The organism is Enterobacter sp. PL_is379 (assembly GCF_055817355.1).
In genome coordinates, this window is record NZ_JBVPGT010000030.1 from 173,583 (window position 1) to 193,922 (window position 20,340).

General features: G+C 55.1%; 24 protein-coding genes. 12 read left to right on the forward strand and 12 right to left on the reverse strand.

Annotated features, from left to right (window positions below; all coding sequences use genetic code 11):
• Window positions 1-23: 23 nt before the first annotated feature.
• The 4 genes from AC0TOY_RS15030 to AC0TOY_RS15045 all read right to left on the reverse strand — a co-directional run bounded on the left by AC0TOY_RS15030 (window position 24) and on the right by AC0TOY_RS15045 (window position 5,911).
• Entirely contained in the window at window positions 24-3,113 is a 3,090-nt protein-coding gene (locus AC0TOY_RS15030) for an efflux RND transporter permease subunit (RefSeq protein ID WP_473722039.1), read from the reverse strand.
• Complete coding sequence (locus tag AC0TOY_RS15035) at window positions 3,110-4,219, reverse strand: efflux RND transporter periplasmic adaptor subunit (RefSeq protein ID WP_473722040.1); 1,110 nt, start codon at window positions 4,217-4,219, stop codon at window positions 3,110-3,112. The genes AC0TOY_RS15030 and AC0TOY_RS15035 overlap by 4 nt, the downstream gene beginning before the upstream one ends.
• Before the next feature lie 74 nt (window positions 4,220-4,293).
• Complete coding sequence (locus AC0TOY_RS15040) at window positions 4,294-4,908, reverse strand: TetR/AcrR family transcriptional regulator (RefSeq protein ID WP_024908014.1); 615 nt, start codon at window positions 4,906-4,908, stop codon at window positions 4,294-4,296.
• A gap of 208 nt (window positions 4,909-5,116) precedes the next feature.
• Entirely contained in the window at window positions 5,117-5,911 is a 795-nt protein-coding gene (locus tag AC0TOY_RS15045) for an SDR family NAD(P)-dependent oxidoreductase (RefSeq protein WP_473722041.1), read from the reverse strand.
• 96 nt (window positions 5,912-6,007) lie between these two features.
• Between AC0TOY_RS15045 and AC0TOY_RS15050 the strand changes: the two genes are divergently transcribed.
• Complete coding sequence (locus tag AC0TOY_RS15050) at window positions 6,008-6,376, forward strand: MerR family transcriptional regulator (protein WP_024908012.1); 369 nt, start codon at window positions 6,008-6,010, stop codon at window positions 6,374-6,376.
• Window positions 6,377-6,409: 33 nt separating this feature from the next.
• Here the strand turns inward: AC0TOY_RS15050 and AC0TOY_RS15055 are convergent, their stop codons facing one another.
• The 3 genes from AC0TOY_RS15055 to AC0TOY_RS15065 form a co-directional block, all read right to left on the reverse strand.
• Window positions 6,410-6,724, reverse strand: coding sequence for a PTS sugar transporter subunit IIB (locus AC0TOY_RS15055; RefSeq protein WP_024908011.1), 315 nt, complete (start codon window positions 6,722-6,724; stop codon window positions 6,410-6,412).
• 221 nt (window positions 6,725-6,945) lie between these two features.
• Window positions 6,946-7,425: an HAD-IB family phosphatase gene (locus tag AC0TOY_RS15060; RefSeq protein WP_473722042.1), complete on the reverse strand. Its 480-nt coding sequence runs from the start codon at window positions 7,423-7,425 to the stop codon at window positions 6,946-6,948.
• Between the two features lie 57 nt (window positions 7,426-7,482).
• Window positions 7,483-8,394, reverse strand: a complete 912-nt coding sequence (locus tag AC0TOY_RS15065; protein WP_473722043.1) for a LysR family transcriptional regulator — start codon at window positions 8,392-8,394, stop codon at window positions 7,483-7,485.
• A 99-nt stretch (window positions 8,395-8,493) separates the two neighbouring features.
• Here AC0TOY_RS15065 and AC0TOY_RS15070 point away from each other — a divergent pair, with 99 nt between their 5' ends.
• From AC0TOY_RS15070 to AC0TOY_RS15080, 3 genes are all read left to right on the forward strand, one after another.
• The gene (locus AC0TOY_RS15070; protein WP_267216519.1) at window positions 8,494-9,609 is read left to right on the forward strand and encodes an alkene reductase; all 1,116 of its coding nucleotides are present in this window, start codon (window positions 8,494-8,496) and stop codon (window positions 9,607-9,609) included.
• A complete protein-coding gene (locus AC0TOY_RS15075; protein WP_473722044.1) occupies window positions 9,606-10,325 on the forward strand; it encodes an SDR family oxidoreductase in 720 nt (239 codons plus the stop codon). The genes AC0TOY_RS15070 and AC0TOY_RS15075 overlap by 4 nt, the downstream gene beginning before the upstream one ends.
• A 64-nt stretch (window positions 10,326-10,389) precedes the next feature.
• On the forward strand, window positions 10,390-10,929 hold the full coding sequence (locus tag AC0TOY_RS15080) for an ester cyclase (protein WP_267216517.1): 540 nt from the start codon (window positions 10,390-10,392) through the stop codon (window positions 10,927-10,929).
• 39 nt (window positions 10,930-10,968) lie between these two features.
• On the opposite strand, the gene AC0TOY_RS15085 is transcribed toward AC0TOY_RS15080, so the two are convergent.
• Window positions 10,969-11,436 carry a nuclear transport factor 2 family protein gene (locus AC0TOY_RS15085; RefSeq protein WP_032645324.1) on the reverse strand — a complete coding sequence of 156 codons (468 nt, stop codon included), beginning with the start codon at window positions 11,434-11,436 and terminating at the stop codon, window positions 10,969-10,971.
• 103 nt (window positions 11,437-11,539) lie between these two features.
• On the opposite strand from AC0TOY_RS15085, the gene AC0TOY_RS15090 reads away from it, so the two are divergent.
• Window positions 11,540-12,142 (forward strand): TetR/AcrR family transcriptional regulator, encoded by a 603-nt coding sequence (locus tag AC0TOY_RS15090; protein ID WP_148769429.1) that lies wholly within the window; start codon window positions 11,540-11,542, stop codon window positions 12,140-12,142.
• Here the strand turns inward: AC0TOY_RS15090 and AC0TOY_RS15095 are convergent.
• A complete protein-coding gene (locus AC0TOY_RS15095; protein WP_032647034.1) occupies window positions 12,120-12,770 on the reverse strand; it encodes a GntR family transcriptional regulator in 651 nt (216 codons plus the stop codon). The two genes, AC0TOY_RS15090 and AC0TOY_RS15095, sit on opposite strands and share 23 nt — an antisense overlap.
• Before the next feature lie 120 nt (window positions 12,771-12,890).
• On the opposite strand from AC0TOY_RS15095, the gene AC0TOY_RS15100 reads away from it, so the two are divergent.
• The 3 genes from AC0TOY_RS15100 to AC0TOY_RS15110 all read left to right on the forward strand — a co-directional run bounded on the left by AC0TOY_RS15100 (window position 12,891) and on the right by AC0TOY_RS15110 (window position 15,375).
• Window positions 12,891-13,382, forward strand: a complete 492-nt coding sequence (locus tag AC0TOY_RS15100) for an OsmC family protein (RefSeq protein ID WP_148769430.1) — start codon at window positions 12,891-12,893, stop codon at window positions 13,380-13,382.
• Between the two features lie 38 nt (window positions 13,383-13,420).
• Window positions 13,421-14,428: an AraC family transcriptional regulator gene (locus AC0TOY_RS15105; RefSeq protein WP_225283314.1), complete on the forward strand. Its 1,008-nt coding sequence runs from the start codon at window positions 13,421-13,423 to the stop codon at window positions 14,426-14,428.
• Window positions 14,429-14,544: 116 nt separating this feature from the next.
• Window positions 14,545-15,375: an oxidoreductase gene (locus AC0TOY_RS15110; RefSeq protein WP_032647039.1), complete on the forward strand. Its 831-nt coding sequence runs from the start codon at window positions 14,545-14,547 to the stop codon at window positions 15,373-15,375.
• Between the two features lie 45 nt (window positions 15,376-15,420).
• Here AC0TOY_RS15110 and AC0TOY_RS15115 read toward each other — a convergent pair whose 3' ends face one another.
• Entirely contained in the window at window positions 15,421-15,963 is a 543-nt protein-coding gene (locus tag AC0TOY_RS15115) for a histidine phosphatase family protein (protein WP_090418191.1), read from the reverse strand.
• A 238-nt stretch (window positions 15,964-16,201) separates the two neighbouring features.
• Between AC0TOY_RS15115 and AC0TOY_RS15120 the strand changes: the two genes are divergently transcribed.
• The gene (locus tag AC0TOY_RS15120) at window positions 16,202-16,714 is read left to right on the forward strand and encodes a GNAT family N-acetyltransferase (protein WP_473722045.1); all 513 of its coding nucleotides are present in this window, start codon (window positions 16,202-16,204) and stop codon (window positions 16,712-16,714) included.
• Here the strand turns inward: AC0TOY_RS15120 and AC0TOY_RS15125 are convergent.
• A complete protein-coding gene (locus tag AC0TOY_RS15125) occupies window positions 16,695-17,477 on the reverse strand; it encodes a hypothetical protein (protein WP_061715223.1) in 783 nt (260 codons plus the stop codon). The genes AC0TOY_RS15120 and AC0TOY_RS15125 overlap by 20 nt on opposite strands.
• Before the next feature lies 1 nt (window position 17,478).
• Window positions 17,479-17,676: a hypothetical protein gene (locus AC0TOY_RS15130; RefSeq protein ID WP_008502331.1), complete on the reverse strand. Its 198-nt coding sequence runs from the start codon at window positions 17,674-17,676 to the stop codon at window positions 17,479-17,481.
• Between the two features lie 256 nt (window positions 17,677-17,932).
• On the opposite strand from AC0TOY_RS15130, the gene AC0TOY_RS15135 reads away from it, so the two are divergent.
• From AC0TOY_RS15135 to AC0TOY_RS15145, 3 genes are read left to right on the forward strand one after another with little or no spacing between them, the layout of a single operon-like run.
• Complete coding sequence (locus AC0TOY_RS15135; RefSeq protein WP_024908362.1) at window positions 17,933-18,367, forward strand: nuclear transport factor 2 family protein; 435 nt, start codon at window positions 17,933-17,935, stop codon at window positions 18,365-18,367.
• Entirely contained in the window at window positions 18,364-19,083 is a 720-nt protein-coding gene (locus AC0TOY_RS15140) for an SDR family NAD(P)-dependent oxidoreductase (RefSeq protein WP_024908363.1), read from the forward strand. Before AC0TOY_RS15135 ends, AC0TOY_RS15140 begins: the two co-directional genes overlap by 4 nt.
• On the forward strand, window positions 19,080-20,339 hold the full coding sequence (locus AC0TOY_RS15145) for an NAD(P)/FAD-dependent oxidoreductase (protein WP_024908364.1): 1,260 nt from the start codon (window positions 19,080-19,082) through the stop codon (window positions 20,337-20,339). The genes AC0TOY_RS15140 and AC0TOY_RS15145 overlap by 4 nt, the downstream gene beginning before the upstream one ends.
• The last annotated feature ends 1 nt before the right edge of the window (window position 20,340 follow it).

Consider the following 20,340-nt stretch of genomic DNA (forward strand, 5'->3'; position numbering starts at 1 on the left):
AACTGTTATCTACTCATGGTAGTTTACACGCTTTCTGCGGGGCGCTGCACGCGTTGTTCCACAGGGCGGATCCGGAACCATATCGCATACATCGCGGGCAGGAAGACGAGCGTGATGATCGTCCCGCCCAGCGTCCCGCCGATCAGCGTCCAGGCCAGCGTGCCCCAGAACACTGAATGCGTCAGGGGAATGAACGCCAGCACGGCGGCCATGGCGGTCAGCAGGACCGGGCGCGCGCGCTGGACCGTCGCTTCAACCACAGCCTGGAACGGCTCGAGACCGTCCTTCTGGTTATGATCGATTTGACCGATCAGGATCAGCGTATTGCGCATTAGAATGCCGGAAAGGGCGATCAAACCGACCAGCGCGTTGATGCCAAACGGCTGATTGAAAATCAACAGTACAGGCACCACGCCAATCAGCCCCAGCGGAGCGGTTAAGAACACCATCACCATCGCTGAGATTGAGCGCACCTGCAAAATGATGATCAGCAGCGTCAGGGCAATCATGATCGGGAACAGCGGCAACATGGCCTGCGTGGCTTTGCCCGATTCCTCAATCGAACCCGCCATGTCGATACGGTATCCGGCCGGCAGCGCATCAACGATCGGCTGGAGCTGCTTCATGATGGCGACCGACACATCCGGTGGCTGAAGATTGTTAGCGATATCGCCCCGCACGGTTATCGTCGGGGTGCGATCGCGACGACGCAGGATCGGATCTTCCATACCAATCTCAATCTTGCCGATTTGAGACAGCGGAACGCGCTGTCCCGCATTGCCGACAAGAGTAAAGCCCTCGATTTTTGCCGGGTCAAGACGGATATCTCCCGCCGCGCGGCCAATCACCTCTACCGAGCGAATATCTTCCCGCACGGAGGTGACGGGCACACCTGAGAGCAGGAACTGAAGCTGCTCGGCAACGGCACTGGAGGTTAAGCCGGTCGCCTGCAGGCGGTTTTGATCGAGGGTGAAATGCAATACGGGAACGCGTGACCCCCAGTCGGTGTTGACGGTTCTCATCATCGGGCTTGCCTGGAGCACGGCTTTCACCTTATCAGCGATGTCATGCACCTGTTCGACATCCGGACCCGTCACGCGCCAGGCAACCGGGAAGGGTGAGTAAGGGCCAAACACCAGCTGGGTCACCCGCACGCGCGCTTCAGGCGCCAGGCCGTTGGCGACCGCTTCTCTCAGCCGGAGCTTGAGCGCCTCGCGTGACGTCTCGCTGTCTGTCAGGATCACGATTTTCGCAAAAGACGGATCGGGCAGTTCAGGCGCCATCGCCAGATAAAAGCGGGGCGAACCCTGACCAATATAGGCGGTAACAATTCTGGCTTCAGGCTGCTGGCCCAGCCACGCTTCTATTTTTGCCGTTGCGGCGCTGGTTTGCGCTATCGAGGTGCCGTAGGGCATCTGCACTTCAACCAGCACTTCCGGGCGATCGGAGGTCGGGAAAAATTGTTTTTTTACCAGCCCCATGCCGAGCACGGCCAGGATGAATATGGCGACCACAGCGCCGGCCACCCGCCATTTCCTGGCGATAACGCGGCCAAGCAGCTGGCGAAAACGGTTATAGCGAGGCGTGTTATAGATGGCGGCATGACCTCCTTCTACTTTGGGGATCGCCGGCAGGATCTTCACTCCAAGATAGGGCGTGAACACCACCGCGACAAACCACGATGCAATCAGGGCGAGGCCGACAATCCAGAACATATTGCTGGTGTATTCTCCGGCGGTCGACTGGGCAAAACCATTCGGCATAAAGCCAATGGCCGTCACCAGGGTTCCGGCCAGCATGGGCGCGGCGGTATGGCTCCAGGCGAAGGCCGAGGCTTTGATTCTGTCGTAACCTTCCTCCATTTTTACCACCATCATTTCGATAGCGATAATCGCATCGTCAACCAGCAGGCCGAGGGCGAGGATCAGGGAGCCCAATGTCACGCGGTCAAAGTTTATTCCCGCGGCTTCCATCACCACGAAGACGACCGCCAGCGTCAGCGGGACCGCCGCCGCAACCACCACCCCCACGCGCCAGCCCATGCTGACAAAACACACCACCATGACCACAAGCAGGGCGACGAAGAATTTGATCATAAACTCATCGACCGACGAGCGAATATTCACGGACTGGTCGGTGACTTTGGTCAGGGACATGCCAAGCGGCAGGCTATCATTGATTTTTGCCGTTTCCGCATCCAGCGCTTTACCCAGCGCCAGACCGTTCCAGCCTTCGCGCATCACGATGCCCAGCAGAAGGGCGGGTTCATGCTGATTACGTATCAGCATCGTCGGGGGATCTTCGTAGCCTCGCTCAACCGTTGCCACGTCGGACAGCTTGAGCGTTTTGCCCTGAGCAACAAAAGGCGTATCGCGGATTTTCTGCAGTTCATCGAACGCGCCGTCCAGGCGGATAAAAATTTGCGCGCCTCGGGTCTCAATGGAACCCGCCGCGGTCAACGCGTTCTGGCTGTTGAGCGCATTGAAAATATCCTGGGGTGAGAGCCCTATCGTCGCCAGACGGTCATGGGAGAAGGAGATATAAATCCGCTCGGCCTGTTCGCCGATAATGTTCACTTTTTTCACGCCGGGAACGTGCAGAAGCTGCTGGCGCAGGCCTTCGGCATCACGTACCAGCTGCCGCTGCGGTTCGCCTTTCGCTTTCAGGGCAAAGAGGGCAAAGGTGACATCCGAGAATTCGTCATTGATCATCGGGCCGATGACGCCCGCCGGAAGACGTTGAGATTCATCTCCAAGCTTCTTACGCGCCTGATAGAACTCCTCCTGCACTTCGGCGGGCGGGGTCTTGTCCTGCAATGACAACGTGATAAACGCCATGCCGGGACGGGTATAGGTTTCGGTACGGTCGTACCACTTGAGCTCCTGCAGGCGCTTTTCCAGCGGTTCGGCGACCTGATCCTGGATCTCCTGCGCGGTGGCGCCAGGCCAGACGGTTATCACCGTCATTTGCTTTACCGTGAAGGGTGGGTCTTCCGCGCGTCCGAGCCCAAAGAAGGCGTAAATTCCGGCTATCGTTACCAGAACGATCAGAAACAGCGTGATGGAACGTTCGCGGACGGCCAGCGCTGACAGGTTGAAGCGGCTTCCGCTCATGGCGTGTTCTCCGTCAGGGCGGCATTGCGTTGTTTAGCAAGCCTGACGACCTCACCTTCGTGCAGAAGATGGGCGCCTAACGCAACAATTTTCTCACCGGGCTTCACGCCGCCCGTAACCTGCACCGCGTCTTCACCCACGCTCAGCACCTTGACGGGCGTCCATGCGACTTTTGCCGGCTGGGCGGAAATACGCCAGACGCCGGGACCTTTTCCTGCATCATAGAGTGAAGCCAGCGGAACCTGCATGACCTGACCTTCCGCTTTATTGTCCTGAATGTTCAGCGTGACGGTCGCCCCCAGCGGCGCGTTTGCCAGCAGGCCATCCAGCACGTAGCGGGCTTCATATGTGCGGGTCGCGGCATCGGCAGAGTCAGACAGCAGGCGCAGCGTTGCGGTGACCGGGTTTTCTTCTTTGCCATAAAGGGTGGCCTGCGCCTCGCTGCCGACGGCAGGGCGCAGCGTTTCCGGAAGCTGCACGAGCGCTTCGCGCTGTCCCGCTCTGGCGAGCCTGATCACTACCTGTCCGGCACTGACGACCTGACCCGGCTCGGCGAGCGTCTCCATGACCACGCCGTCTGAATCCGCCAGCAGTACGGCATAGCCCGTGGCGTTTTGCGCCACGTTGGCCTGTGCCCGGGCGGCGCTGAGATCGGCCCTGGCCGTATCGGCCGCCGCTTTGATCTGGTCATACTCCGAGGCAGATACGGCGCCGGATGCCACAAGGCCGCGATAGCGCGCTTCATCGCTGGAGGCTTTTCGCGCGCGCGCCAGGGCAGCATCTACCGCGCGCTGCTGCGCCTGAGCCTGTAATTTCAGGTCAACGGGATCCAGGCGCAGTAAGGGCTGGCCCTGTTTGACGGTCTGCCCCGTATCAACCAGTCGCTCAAGGATTTTTCCCTGAACCCTGAAACCCAAATCGCTTTGCGTTCTTGCGACCACAACGCCCGTGAAGGCGCGGGCGGTATTGTTCGCAAGCTCAACGGAAGCGGATCTGACGAGCGGTGGCTTTGTGCGCGGATCGTCACTCGCGGAAATATCGCCGCATGCCACCAGGGCAAACGGCAGGAGACAAACGGCAACGCGGGCTGAAGTGAGCCTGAGCATGGGAAACCTTTTTGACGTAACAGGACGGTATCCGCATTCTCTGACTAGTGACCAAAAATGTCAATGGTCACAATTTAGGGGGCCAGGCTTCTTAAAATCAGTGAAGAGAGAAGCACCGCCGCGGTGGGGGCCATTTCGAGGTTGTACTGCAGCTGGATGGGATTGATAAAAGGACACATCACCATGTGGATAGCCTGTGTGACCTCATCCAGCGGCGTTTTTCTCTCAAACTCTCCGGCCTGCCTGCCTTCGATAATGATGCTCTCAATTAGCTTCATCAGGCTTTCTGCATACCGTTCTGTCGACGGCCACTGCTCGCGTGCGGCGACGGCGGCAATGTCGTACAGCTTACGGTCGTGGAAAAACAGCTCGCTTCCCGCTTCGGTGAGCGCTTTGAAAAGACGGCGTAATTTTTCGCTTGCTGACGGCGCATCCTTGATGGCGGAAAGCACCGCCGCCATGATCAACTCCAGGCGGTTAGCGCAGATCACCTCGCCGATAGCCTGTTTGGAATCGAAAAACTTATAAATGTAGGACTTAGAAAAACCGATGGATTTAGCCAGCTCGGCGACGGTGGTTTTTTCATAGCCGTAGTGACCGAAGTGCTCAAAAGCGGCTTCGACGATTTGCTCTCTGACAGCGTGGTCAAGTGGACCACGTGCTGATGGGGGGTTCATATTTTTAGTCATTATTTAAGCTTAGCGTGACAGGCTACGATTAACAACGAGTGACCATTTCGTACTTTGGTTACCGTCATTCATCATGCGCCCTTCAGACGGGATGATCAACCAGGTGGGGTAAGTGTATCACTGTTTTTCGCGCACTATGGCATCTATCTGTCTGCGATAAGCGAGGATTTCAGCGCAACTCCCTTGCACTGAACAGAGCCGTTTTTGCTTAAGCCGAGCGTGGACGCAATATTTTTTCAACGATGAGCACCAGACGCTTTCGCGTCACGAACCGGTGTAGCTGCCCCAGAAGCCAGTTACCGCATCCGGTAATCAGGGTGCTACGGTTACTCTCCACGGCCTTTAGCGCCAGGGCGACCACCTTGTCTGCGGGCATTCTTTTACCTACCGAGGCTTCCTCAGCATTCACCACATCAAAAAAGGCCGTATCCGTTGCGCCGGGGCAAAGCGCCAGAACGCGGATGCCCTTTGAGCGATATTCACCCCACAGCGCATTCGAAAACGAGAGCAGGAAGGCTTTGGTTGCGCCATAAATCGCCATATAGGGATCCGGTTGCATCGCGGCCGTTGAGGCCACGTTAATAATCATCCCCGAGCCTTTCTGGAGCATTCCCGGCAGCATGGCGTGCGTCAGCTCCACAGGGGCCAGGCAGTTCACGTTTATCTCATCACGCTGCCTGTCGATAGACAGCTTTTCGAATGGCCCATAGGTGGCGAACCCGGCGCAGTTGATCAGAATGTCGGGAATACGCCTTAAGGTTTCAAGCCGTTCCACAATGTGGGGAATGGCTTCCGGTTTCACTAAATCCTGCACAATAATCGTGATGGATACGCCATGCTTTCTGACTAACTCTGCGGCAAGCGCCTGCAGCTTTGGTTCGGAGCGGGCGATCAGGATCAAGGCCACGCCGCGGGCCGCGAGCTGCCTTGCAAAATCACGACCTATGCCCGAAGACGCTCCGGTAACCAGCGCTGTTTTTCCTGTATAATCAAAAGAATTCATATTTTTAATCCCGTTTCCCTAATGTATGCCGCACAGGATAAACCGTGCACTTAGGTACACGGTCAAGCGTGATTTTTACAAGGTGAGGGCGGCGCGATGCGAATTGGTGAACTGTGTGCGAAAACGGGATTATCGAAAGAGACGGTGCGTTACTATGAGCGGCAAGGGCTATTAGAGAATATCCCGCAACCTAATCGCAGCAATAACTACAAAGTCTATTCCGCCGTTGATTTACAGCGTTTAAACATGATCAAGCATGCCAAAATGCTGGGTTTTACCTTAGCCGAAATCTCAGAGGTTTTAGCTGTCTGGATTGACGACAAATTTACCGCTGAGCAAAAACAAGCGTCCCTGCGCCGCAAGCTGCAGCAGCTGGAAGAGAAAGAAGCGGCGTTAATTGAACTCAGAGCCAGGATAATCAATGCGATTAATAAGGTTGGTCAACCTTGTATCGACGAGTTTTGAGCGGAGGCCGCAAAACCGATGCGGCCTTATCTATCACGCAGCCAGTTCAGGCATCTGTTCCTTCACGAAATTCAACACCCTCTTCGCGTCCAGGGACGCATAGGGCAGGCTCTCAATAATGGCGATTGAACGCGTATTACCCACCGTCTCTTTTATCTCATCGAGTTTGTACTGAATGTGCGGTGCGACGAGGAAACCATCGAAAGCGGGAGCGACACTGGCGAAGTTATCCAGCCCAACAGCGCTAATCATCAGCGGATAGCCTTCACGTTCTGCCAGAGACTGCATCTTTTTGGCGAGAGAGTTTGCGGTATTACCAAACAAACAACATATCAGAAGCTTTTTCATGTTTTGTACCTCCTGAAAACCGCTCCCAGAGTAGTCCTGAGGTTGTCACCGAAATGCGCGCTATCTCTTATTTTGATGTTTTATTAATATGTCATGGCGGGGTCAGGCCATCTCTTTCCACTGATAAAATTTTTTCGAGGCAAGCGAGAGCATGTCTAAATCTTCCTTCGTATCGCCATAGGCATAGATGATGTTGTAGGAAGATAAATCATAATGATCAATTATCTTCGTTTTTTTAAGCGGGCGCTGCAATCACCCTTTTTGTATTTTCCGGTTGCTTTTCCACCTGAAAATGCCACTTCACTGCATAAGAGTTCCAGACCATTCTGCTCGCACCACGGTTTAAGGTATAAATCAAGCGAGGCTGAGACCACTACCACCGTATCCCCTTGAGACTTATGCCAGCTGATTTTCTTCATGGCATCCTCCCGCAACAGGGCAGGAATTTCGGTTTTACTGTAGAAAAGCCCGGCCTTTTTTAATTCAGCTTCAGATTTGCCAGCTAACGCTATTCTTACCACTTTTTTTCGTAAAACCGACCCCGACAACGCACCGATTTTATAGGCGAGGATGTAGGGAAGAAGGCGCAGCTTTCCACGCCGTAGCGTTTTTTCATCAGCAGAGCGATAAATAAACGGGGTGAAGGTGTCGGAAAACGTTATCGTTCCATCGAAGTCGAAAAAAGCAATATTTGTAGTCATAAGCCGTTAAGACGGGATAATGAGTTATATCGGGCGAGTGTATCACTGTTTATTGCGTTATTGTTTTTTTAGCCAGTCGAGAAAAAACTGGCTAAACGCAGTGACCTGAAGCGGCTGCAGCTTGCGCTGCGGGTAAACAAACTGCAGCCCGACATCTTTGCGATCGTACCGACTGAAACCGGTGAAGCTGTGGGCAAACAGTACTGTGAGTCTGCCTGTATCAACATCGTCTTTTACATCCCACCACGATTTCCCCGCGATGCCAGCCCCGCTGAGCGCCCACTGGCGAAGCAATGCTCCGTCGTCGCACACCATGGCAGGCTCTACGCGTACAATGCTTTCTTCGCCATTGGTTTCAAAGCGCCATTCGTTCATCACCACACCCTGAGACTCAAGTGCCAGGCACCGATGCTGAGCCAAATCTGCAAACGTGGCGGGGATGCCGCGTTCGTTAAGGTACTCCCCGGAGGCGACCAGTACCCGATGGTTCGGGCGGATGTTTCTGACGACAAGGCTGCTGTCCGGCAGGTTGCCGAAACGCACGCTCATATCCAACCGGTTAGCGACCAGGTCCTCAACGTGTTCTTTTAACGAGATGAAAAATTTAACGTCAGGATGGCGTCGGGAGAATTCCACGACGGCGGGGCTAAGATACTGTCTGCCAAAGTCCGAGGGGGCAGAAAGGCGAATGTTGCCGCTGAGCACGCCTTCTTTTTGCGTCAGTAACGACTCGGCGTGACGCGCCTCCTCCAGCACGCGCAGCGCGGCATGGTAAAACTCTTCCGCGGCGCGGGTCAGCGTGATGGACCGCGTTGAGCGGTGAAACAGACGTGTCTGGTAACGCTCCTCAATCGCCTTCAGCCTGGCCGTCATGGTGGCGGGGGAAAGCGACAGACGTCGTCCGGCGGCAGAAAGACCGCCAGCCTCGGCCACTTCAACCAGTAATGCCATGTCTTCAAGTTTGCCCATTATTCATATTTTCCGAAAAGTGCATCTGCTTTTAGCGTAATTATCAAAACCAGATCCCGTCTGTAAAGTGATTTCATCCAAACCATAAGGGATGAAAACATGAACCGTACCTCACTTTTTGAACGCTACAGGCTGGGGCAGCAAGACCTGAAAAACCGTATCGTCATGGCGCCGATGACCCGCGCACGCTCCCTTCAACCGGGCAATATTCCCTCCACGCTGATGGCAGAGTATTACCGGCAGCGGGCCAGCGCCGGATTAATCATCACGGAAGCCACGCAGATCTCGCCTCAGGGCCAGGGATACTCATGGACACCCGGCATCCATTCGCCGGAGCAGGTTTCAGGATGGCAGCTCACGACGGGTGCCGTGCATCAGGCGGGCGGGGTTATTTTTTCTCAGCTCTGGCACGTGGGGCGAATGTCGCACGCCCGTTTTCATCAGGATGGTCAGCCCGTTGCGCCGTCAGCACTGGCGCCGGACGCGCAGGTGTGGGTGGTGAATGAACAGGGGGAAGGCCAGATGGTTGACTGCCCGCAGCCGAGAACGCTCTCGCGCAAGGAGATTCACAGCATCGTTGCGGACTATCGTCAGGCGGCACTGAATGCCGTCCAGGCCGGGTTTGATGGCGTGGAGATCCACGGCGGAAACGGCTATCTGATCGACCAGTTTCTGCGTCAGACATCCAATAAACGCACGGATGAGTACGGCGGCACGCTGGAGAACCGGATCCGCTTTGCTCAGGAGGTGTTAAGCGCCATTGCTGAGGCCATTGGCCGCGAGCGTACGGGCATTCGCCTTTCCCCGTTTATTACCCAGCGCGGGATGAACGATCCGCAGGTGACGGAAGCCATACTCGCGCTCGCGGCCTGGTGTGAGCAAAAAGGCATTGCTTTCATCCACCTGGCGGAAGCCGACTGGGACGATGCGCCGCAGGTACCTGAACAGTTCCGTCGATCGCTTCGCGAGACGTTTAGCGGAACCCTTATCGTTGCGGGTAACTATGACCTTGAAAAAGCGGAAAAGATCCTTGCTGCCGGCTATGCCGATTTGATTGCCTTCGGACGACCGTTTATTGCCAACCCGGATTTACCGCACCGGCTGGCGCACCAGCTGCCTCTGGCCCAGGTTCGCGACCCCGCCACGCTGTTTGGCGGCACCGCGACGGGCTATACCGATTACCCCATTTACACCCTGCAGGAGGAAACGTTATGACCCGTAGAACCTTAATTATTGGCGGCGCGTCGGGCATCGGTTTCGCCGTGGGCAGCCTGCTTGCCGGGCGAGGCGAGGAAATTATTCTTGCGGGCCGCGACGGCGCGAAGCTGAACGCTGCGCGGCAGCGGCTGAGCACTCACGCCGCGTCTGTTCACACCCTCGTGCTGGATATCAGCCGTGAGGCAGAGCTTGTCGCGCTCGGTGAAACGCTGGGTGAGGTCAATAATATTGTCGTTACCGCGGGCTCACAGGCTCCGGGAGGGCTTCTTTCCGGGCTGGATCTCCGCGCTGCAAGGCTGGCCTTTGATACAAAATTCTGGGGAAGCATCAATGTCGCCCGCTATCTCAGCGGGAACATCGCTCCCCGCGGTACGCTGACGTTCACCAGCGGCTTCGTGGCGCGTCGCACCGTAGCGGGTGCCATTGTTAAAACGACGATGAATGCCGCGATTGAGGCCGCGACAAAAGCGCTGGCGAAAGAGCTTTCACCGCTGCGCGTCAACGTCGTGAGTCCGGGGCTGACCGACACGGAGGCGTACGCGGGCATGGACTCCGCCGCGCGGGAAAAAATGCTTGCCGGTGCGGCGGAAACCCTGCCAGCCAAAGCCTGGGGAAGGGCGGAGGACATCGCGCAAGGGTATCTTTTCGCCATTGATAATCCCTTTGTCACGGGGTCGATCATTGATATTGAGGGCGGGGCGTTAATTAACTGACCCTCGCGAATTTGAACCGCAGGAAATCGACTGCGGGTAATGTAATACTCTATTGAGAGATATCATGAAATATACGACGTGTTTTCGTCCAGCTGTGGCGATGCTTATTCTTGCCGGTCTGTCCGGCACCGCATTTTCGGCGCAGCTGGAATGGCTTCCACCGAAACAGCTTATTGTTGATAAGAGCCTACCCCAGGCGCAATTAAGAGCGAATGAAGCCGTTGCCAGAGAATATGCAACCTTCTGGAATACGGGAGAAGAGTCCCTGGGGCGTGATGCGCTGGCAGTGAATTTCATTGATAAAACGCCTCCGGAAGGTCGTAAGCAAGGTCCCGAAGGCGCTATTTTAGCCTCCCGTGCGTTTCGTACAGCCGTGCCTGATTTACGCTGCGACGTTGAGCAAATGATTATTTCAGGCAATCGCGTGGTCTCGCATTTACATTTTCACGGCACCTTCACCGGGACATTTGGCAAGCTGAAGGGAAAGGGGCAGAAAATAGATTTTATCGCCACGGATATTTATGAGATCGCTGACGGCAAGATTGCGGCTAACTGGCATATTGAGGACAACCTGACGCTGATGAAACAGCTGGGCGCCCTGTAAATTCATCACTCCGGGGCGGCCCGGAGTGATGCGAAAATCCTATAAGCCAAGATCGCTCAGCGAAGGGTGATCGTCCGGGCGTCTGCCCAGCGGCCAGTGGAACAGCCGCTCGGATTCTTTTATTGGCATATCGTTTACGCAGGCAAAGCGTCGCTTCATCAACCCGTCCGGCTCAAACTCCCAGTTTTCATTGCCATACGAGCGGAACCAGTTGCCGGAATCATCATGCCATTCATAGGCATAGCGCACCGCGATGCGGTTATCCGTAAATGCCCAGAGTTCTTTAATCAGACGATAGTCCAGCTCTTTTTTCCATTTCCGCTCCAGAAATGCCCGGGCTTCTTCACGGTTAGTGGCGAACTCCGCGCGGTTGCGCCATTGGGTGTCCAGCGTATAGGCCAGCGCGACTTTCGCCGGGTCGCGACTGTTCCAGCCATCTTCTGCCAGTCTGACTTTTTCGATGGCGCTTTCACGCGTGAAGGGCGGTAAAGGAGGACGTGTGTTCATGGCGATTACCTCAGTGTTATATTATGTAGACAGATCTGTCTACATGCGGTAATCTATGCCTGTAAAATAACGCTGTCAACATCCGTTTTGAGGCTACCCAAAAGTGAAAACAGAATCCGCAGGCAACGATACCAAAATCAGCGTCAGAGATAAGATATTACTTACGGCGCACGATCTGTTTTATTCCACAGGCTTCAGGGCGACGGGCGTGGATACGCTGATTAAAGCATCGCAGGTGACCAAGGTGACGTTTTATCGCCATTTTCCGAGTAAAAGTTTACTTATTCTCGCCTATCTGCGCTATCGGCACGAAATATGGATTGGCTGGTTTGAAACCACGCTGCGTCGACATCTTGATGAAGGTGAAATACCTTCTGATGCAATATCGGCAACGCTTTACGAATGGTTTATTTCGCCTGAGTTCCACGGCTGCGCATTTATTAATGCTAGCGCTGAGGCAAAATCGGAAGATATTGAAAGCGAAATAAAAGAGATATGTCGCGATCATAAAATCGAAACAAAGAATATTATTGCGTCGCTGACGAAGATCGCGGATGAGCGCGTCGTCAATGAAATCATGCTGCTCATTGACGGTGCCATTATTCATGCGCAAATGGGCATGGAGACGGATGATGTCATCACTCCGTTGAAGCGGGCATTAGCCGGGTTAACGGGATTTCCCCTTAACCTTCGTCGCGACGGCTGATAAACGTTTTAAGCATTTCTCCGGCACTGAGAATATGTCGCATGACTTCAGCTCGTGCATTCCCGGCATCCCGTTCCCTGCAGGCTGTAAGGATACCTGCATGGTCATCCTGAAAAACCGGTGTTGCGGAAAGGAGCTTTCGCTGAAGGTATTCATACCGCTCTATCTGATTGCGGGTATCATTAATCAGCCTCAGCAGGCGTTGGTTTTTGCACCCACTGTAGACAAGATCGTGGAACTCCCGGTTAAGTGTGCCCTGCATGTCAAATTCAGTCGTTCTGGCGAGAAGCGTATGCGTCAGTTCGGCCCTCGCCAGCGTATCAGAGCTCAGGTTTTTCACGCTTTGAAAGACGGCTTCCCCTTCCAGTAAGGCACGCAGGGAGTAAATCTCATCCAGATCATCAACAGAAAGCGTTCTGACAACAGCGCCGCGGTTCCTGAAAATTTCCACCAGCCCATCGCGTTCAAGCTGCCTGATTGCTTCTCTCATTGGGATTCGGCTGACAGAAAAATGACTGGCAAGATCCCTTTCAACAAGCCTCTCTCCATCACGCAGACGACCGCTGTTTATCATCTTTCTTAATTCACTGGCGAGCACGTCCGGGGTCGAAAGGGCGTTAAGTTGCATACTGTTTCTCCTGAAAAGATAGAATAATGGTATACCATCTGATAGCTTACGTCGAGACAGGTGATTGCGAACAAGCATCCCCAGCAAAATCCATCGGATATCATTATCGGGAGCATCAAGATGAGCCATCGTGAGCATCATTATCAGGTTAAGGTCGAGTGGAAAGGGAACAAAGGCCGGGGGACGGAATCCTATAAAGCCTACGATCGTCTTTATGACATCACGGCGGGTGATAAATCTCCGATTTCAGGTTCATCAGACCCTGCATTTCTGGGGGATGCATCATGCTGGAATCCTGAAGATCTTCTTGTCGCGTCAGCCTCTGCCTGTCACAAATTATGGTATTTGCATCTTTGCGCGGAAGCGGGGATAAGCGTTTATACCTATATTGACTGGGCGGAAGGAACGATGCGCGAAGGAGAAAAGGGGGGTTTCACCTCTATAGTCCTGAAGCCTCAAATCACGCTTCGCCCAGGGGATGATATCGATCGCGCTGTGGCACTTCATCACCGCGCGCATGAGCTTTGCTTTATTGCTAACTCACTGAATTTCCCGGTGACCTGCCAGCCAACCATACTGCATAGCGCCCGTTCATCCGTCGATGAACAATAACGCTAAGCGTTACATAACCTTCAACCGGGAATGAGCAAATGGCTTCTAACCGTACTTTCGCTCTCGATATAAGCTGGAAAACGCTGCTGAAAGACGCGGGGCTTGAGCCAGAACGCATTCTCCGCAGGGCAGGATTACCTGACGATCTCTTTTTGCAAAAAGCGCGCGGACTCGATACGAATGAATACATTCGCTTCTGGAACGCGCTGGAGGCTGAAACGAACGATCCTGCCTTTCCCGTCCCGCTCATTGAGTTGATCTCTGCGGATGTGTTTGATCCGCCCCTTTTTGCCGCACTGTGTAGCAGCAATATGATGCAGGCTGTCCAGCGTCTGGCCAGATATAAACAGCTTATTGCTCCCATGGTTCTGGAGACAACGGTCGACCAAAACGGCAACCTTACCGTCTCACCGCGTTGGCTTTTTGCGACAACTATTCCGCCGTTTCTCCAGGTGGCAGAACTGGGCTTCCTGCTCAAGCTTCTGCGGCTGGGAACTCGCGAACCGGTTAACCCCTTACGGATCTGCGTTTCTGCGCTACCGTCATCGGTTCAGAACAGCCACTTTTCGCGTTTCTTTGGTGCTGACGTGCAATACGGAGAACAGCCCGCCATCAGCTTTTCCGCAGCCGATGCGCTTCGACCCTTTTTAACGGTCAATGAGGGGATGTGGCAGGTGTTTGAACCGGAACTGCAGCGTCGTCTCGGTCAGTTAAATGAACGGGCTTCAACCGCCGATCGTGTACGAGCGGTACTCCTGGAGCTTATTCCCGGTAACGAAGCGACTATTGAAAAAGCGGCGGAGCGTCTGGGAATGAGCAAACGCACGCTGCAGCGCAGGCTTGAGCAGGAAGGGGAAAACTTTCGCAACCTTGTCAACGCGTGTCGTGAACACCTGGCCCGTCATTATCTTCGCAATACGCGTCTTTCCGGGTATGAGATCGCGTTTTTGCTGGGTTTCGAAGATCCTAACTCATTCTATCGCGCATTTATGACCTGGACGGGTCAGACTCCTGAAGCGGCCAGGACAGCCATGCGTCTTGAGTAAACACGTGCGTATGTATCGCTCTGATGGCGCAGTTTGCGAGTCACATGGCGCGATACGCTAGTTAACATGAGGTCGAAGGAGAGCAAACTAGCCGCAGTCTACTCACCGAGGTATCTATGTTTACTCAGGACAAAAAAACTGCGCTGGTCACCGGTGCATCGTCAGGTATGGGCAAAGCCATCGCCCGTCGTCTCATTCAGGATGGCTATCAGGTTTACGCTGCTGCCCGTAGCGTTGAGAAAATGCACGATCTCGCCCAGCTTGGCGCGTACCCTCTGCGGATGGATATCTCACGTGATGAAGACATTTTGGCTGCAGTGAATACCATCATGTCGCAGACAGGTGGGGTTGACGTACTGGTCAACAACGCGGGTTTTGGGCTCTATGGACCGGTAGAAGAGATCGGTATTGAAGAAGCTCGCTATCAGTTTGAGGTTAACGTGTTTGGTGCGGCCCGCCTTACGCAACTGCTGATCCCGGCCATGCGTGCCAGACGCAGCGGTTACATTATTAATATCACCTCTATGGGGGGTAAGATTTACACCCTTCTGGGAGCCTGGTATCACGCAACGAAACATGCGCTTGAGGGATGGTCTGACTGTCTGCGTCTTGAAGTGGCTGAATTTGGCATTAAGGTTGTGATTGTTGAACCGGGTTTAATCGAGACAGGCTTTGGTGATGTGGTCAGCGGCAATATAGTTAAACGTTCAGCAAATGGCCCTTACGCTCGCCTCGTGGAGAAGGTGGCTAAATCGGTCAAAAATGCATACGGGAATGGCAGAGGCAGCGACCCGAAGGTGATTGCGGACGTGGTTGCCCGCGCCGTTAAAAGCCCTCATCCGCGTACACGCTATGCAGCCGGCAAGTATGCAAAGATGCTCATCCGCATGCGTCTCTGGCTGGGAGACCGTCTGTTCGATCGCGTTATTCTTGGCCAGACGCTATGACCCAGGCACCGAGGATGAAAAAATCCTCGGTGTCCATATGTGCCCTTACGCAAGGCTGTAAACCCCCGCTCCCCAGTAACCGGTACCCGGGGAAGTCTGTTCTTTCCAGCCTGATGCGATCAGTTCCTTCGCAATAAACCGATTGATCATTCCGTGCCCCATGAGCAAGACGGGGCCATCAGAGTCCTTCGCGACATTCACCAGGATTTCTGCCGCTTTAACGGCACGTTCTTTTGCGACGCTCACGCACTCTGCCTCGCCAGACAGGCCGCAGAGCCAAAGAACGCGAAACAGCGCTGCCCAGTAAAAAGGCGATAGTCGTAACCCTGGAATACGGAACACCGGCAGCTCTGCTTCCCGAAAAACCTCATCAATTAAGCCCGGTTCACACCCCAGCGTTTTCAACGATGAAAGGGCTCGCGGGAGAGGGCTGCTGAGAAACGTGAGCGCGCGGTACGCCTGAATTTGAGCCCTTTCAGGCGGCCTGTCGCTGCCCGTCGAAGAGAGGTTATAGCTGTCGATCCATTCGGTCATTTCCCTGCACGAGACCCTTGGCGCCCCCCTATAATGGGGTTCTCCATGCCGCATCAAAATAATCTCCATACGTTCTAATCGCTAGTCCTGGTCATCCATTCAACACAGGCAGACTAGCGCGATCTGGTGAGGGTTTTCACCCACCCGTTTTGGTGTGTCGGGCGAGATCCATAACACGCGGGCTGTACTTAACGTCGTTCACCGCAATAATATATGCGGCAAGAATGTAACTGTTTTGTCTTTCTCGTTTCGCACGGCATCACACCTAAAGCGGTTAGTAAGGACACCCTCCATGTCTCTTCGAATTCGACAGGCCACCGGGGCCGATTCAACGCTGTTAAGCGAGCTGGGATATCGCATCTATCCCGCCCATTTTCAGCATCTGTGGGTGTCAAAGGCAGAGATGAAGGATTTTCTGCACGGAGAGTACGCGCGTTCTGTAGTTGAACAGAGCCTGAAAGATAACGCTGTTTCCTGGTATGTTGCAGAGACCGATCGGCCAGTGGGATTCATGAAAGTGACCTGGGAAGCCATGCTTCCAGAAACGGACAAGAAGGGTGTTCTCCTCAATAAGCTCTACCTTGATCCCGCCGCAACCGGCAAGAACTATGGTCAGGTGATGTTCAACAACATCACAGACATGGCCCGGAGCAGGGGGAAAGACTATCTCTGGCTGGAGGTGCTTGAGCAGAACGCGGGAGCGTACCGGTTCTACCAGAAGCAGGGCATGCTCTGCGTTAAGAACGTCCTTTTCGAAACCGCCTCACAGCAGAGCATACTCAGGATTATGGGGATGCCTCTTTAGAAAGCGAGTCATGCTGTGCCAGCGACAGCGCGCTGGCGCTGGCGGGATCGAACAGCGAGATGCTCTCAATTTGATTGAGTAAAATCACTTTGCGGAATGACATGGCGCTGCGGGGTTCCGAGTCGAGCGTAATGTCATGCTCCGCATACCACCGGCTGTAATTATTCTCGATGCGAAAGTTCATCGTCTTCGCGTCTCTGTACCCGCTCAACATCGGGATCAGCACGATGTTGGCCGTTTTTTCATACTCCAGCGTCGCGGTGTGGATCATACCCACGTAAATCCGCCTCGAGCGCAGCGTGACCTGCGCCAGCTCGCCTTGCTCCATACACTGGTACAGCAGCTGTTCAATACCGCTCGACTGCGCCAGCCGTTTGTAGAGCTTTTTCCGGCTCTCGCCGTCCAGCCTGGCGCTGCCTGCCCAGTTAGAGCGGTAGAGGCAAAACAGGATGGCAAACGCCAGCATCACGACCACCGGCGCCTGAATACCTAAAAAGCTCCAGTTCATAAAGTCGATTTGCCAGTCGGTGTATTTCGGTGAGGCAAAGTGAAAAGCGTTGTTGGCGGCGGAAAGGGCGAGCAAGAGTAGCCAGAGCAGACCGGTGGCAATCACGCCCTGCAGAACGAAAATACAGCCGTAAAGTGCAACGAGAAAATAGACATCCCAGCCGAAGGAACGCTTGATTTTAAAGCGGGTCGACAGGTCGCGGCTGGTGTACCAGTACCCGCAGACCATCAGCACCATAAATATCGCCGTTCCCATATCAGGCCCTCTTCAGCGCGTTAACGTGACGCAGAAAATCCTGCCTCACCTCGTTGCTCTTGTAGTTCACCGAGGCGTTCCCGTCCTGGTCGATAATGATGCGATCGCCATCTTCCACGGCTTCAATAATTTCCTGCTGACTCATCACCTGCAGTAAGGATTCCGGGCTTGAGAAAAGGGAGAGGAAGAAACGTTTCATACGGGCATCCTTTTGAATAAAAAGGATAAGCCTGGAAGAAGACCGACGAATTTGCCCTAAGGATATCCTGAAAGTGAAAGCCGGGTGGCGGCTACGCCTTACCCGGCCTACAAAACCGTCAAACGATTGAGTTATCAAGTTGTTGATATTTATAGGTAATAAAAAATAAATTTGCACAAACTTGGACAAATAACGTTAATTGTGTAAGTTTTAATTATGCGATTACGCCACGTTGTTTACAGCCAGGATGTGACCCATGAGCACTTTGCCCTCTGTCGTGAGTCGGTTTGTCGAGTACTACGCCGCACTGGATAGCCAGCCGCCGTCCGCGCTGGCGGGGCTTTATCATTCGAACGCCACGCTTATCGATCCGTTTGGTGAGCACAACGGTATTTTTGCGCTTCAGCGCTATTTCACCCATCTGCTGGCCAACGTCGAGAACTGCCGTTTTTCTATCGATCCGCCGCTGTGCAGCGGGAACCGGTTTGTTGTCACCTGGGTGATGCACTGGTCGCACCCGCGCATTGCCGGAGGCGAACCGCTCGACCTGCCCGGATGTTCAGTGGTGCAGACGGAAAACGATCTCATCACGCACCAGCGCGACTACTACGATGCGGGAGAGATGATCTACGAACATCTTCCTCTGCTTGGCTGGGCGGTTCGCGGCGTGAAGCGGAGGGTCAAATCATGAAGACGGTGCTGATTACCGGCGCAAGCTCGGGCATTGGCGCCGGGCTGGCAAAATCCTTTTCCGCTGACGGCTACCATGTGATTGCCTGCGGGCGAGATCCGGCGCGTCTGGAAGCGCTGCATCAGACCTGTCCTAATCTCACCGTTCGCCTGTTCGATATGACGGACAGGGACGCCTGTCGCCAGGCGCTGACCGGCAGCTACGCCGACCTGATTATTCTCTGCGCCGGTACCTGCGAATACCTCGACAGTGGAGTGGTGGATGCGGCGCTGGTGGAGCGGGTGATGGCAACCAATTTCCTCGGCCCGGTGAACTGCCTTGAAGCGCTCCAGCCGCAGCTGGTGGCAGGTAATCGCGTGGTGCTGGTGAGCTCGATGGCCCACTGGCTGCCTTTCCCACGGGCAGAGGCCTACGGTGCGTCCAAAGCAGCGTTGAGCTGGTTTGCCGAGAGTCTGCGCCTGGACTGGGAGCCAAAAGGGATTGCCGTCACGGTTGTCTCTCCGGGCTTTGTCGATACGCCCCTGACGCAAAAAAACGATTTTGCCATGCCGGGCAGGGTGACCGTCGACGAGGCGGTCAAGGCGATCCGTATCGGACTGGCGGCTGGGAAAATGCATATTGCGTTTCCTGACGGGTTTGGCTTCATTTTGCGGCTGCTCTCCGGGCTGCCTGCGTTTCTTCAGCGCGCGCTGCTGCGCAGGATGGTGCGTTCATGAACATTGCGATTATCGGCAGCGGCATTGCCGGGCTGACCTGCGCCTGGCGGCTGGCCGGGCACCATCAGGTGACCCTGTTTGAAGCAGGCGCCACGCCGGGCGGCCATACCGCAACGGTTGACGTGACAACGCCACAGGGCACATACGCGATCGATACCGGGTTTATCGTCTATAACGATCGCACCTATCCGCGTTTTATGGGTCTGCTCAGCGAGCTGGGCATCAGCGGGCAAAAAACGCAGATGAGCTTTTCGGTGCACAATCCCGCTACGGGGTTTGAGTACAACGGACACACCCTGACATCGCTGTTTGCCCAGCGTCGAAACCTGGTGAATCCGGCATTCTGGCGGCTGCTGGGCGAGATCGTTCGCTTTAATCGCCTGGCGAAAGCGGCGCTGGACGGGGAGGTGGACCCGAACGCCACGCTGCAGACGTTTTTGCAGCAGCACGGCTTCACGCCGTTTTTTGCGCGACACTACATTCTGCCGATGGGAGCCGCCATCTGGTCCTCGTCGCTGCAGGAGATGACGCGTTTCCCGCTGCCGCTCTTCCTGCGTTTCTTTCACCACCACGGCCTGCTGGATATCACCCATCGTCCGCAGTGGTACGTAGTGCCGGGCGGCTCGCGGGAGTATATCCGCGCCATGCTGGATAAGCTGGGCGACCGGCTGACGCTGCACCTGAACGCGCCGGTGCAGCGTGTGAAACGCCATGCGGATGGCGTCACCCTCCAGCTCGACGACGCCAGCCATACCTTCGACCAGGTGATCTTTGCCTGCCACTCCGCCAGTGCTCTGGCGATGCTTGATGACCCGACGCCCGCCGAGCGCGAAGTGCTGGGTGATATCGGCTGGCAGCGCAACGAGGTCGTTTTACACAGCGATCCGCGCTGGCTGCCTGTGCGGCCGCGCGCCTGGGCCAGCTGGAACTACCGCCTGAGCGAGCAGGCGCAGGCCAGCGCCTGCGTCACCTACAACATGAACATCCTGCAGGGGCTGCCTGCGGGCAGTCCGCTGTTCTGCGTCACCCTGAACCCGGACGCGCCGGTGGATGAACGCTTCGTTCTGCAACGCTTCGTCTATGAACATCCGCTGTTTAACCCTCAAAGCTGGCGGGCGCAGGCACGGCGCGGCGAGATCAACGGCCACCGGCGGAGCTGGTTCTGCGGGGCCTACTGGTACAACGGTTTTCATGAAGACGGCGTGCGCAGCGCGCTGGACGTGGTCAATGCGATAGCGGCCGGAGAGGGGAACTGAG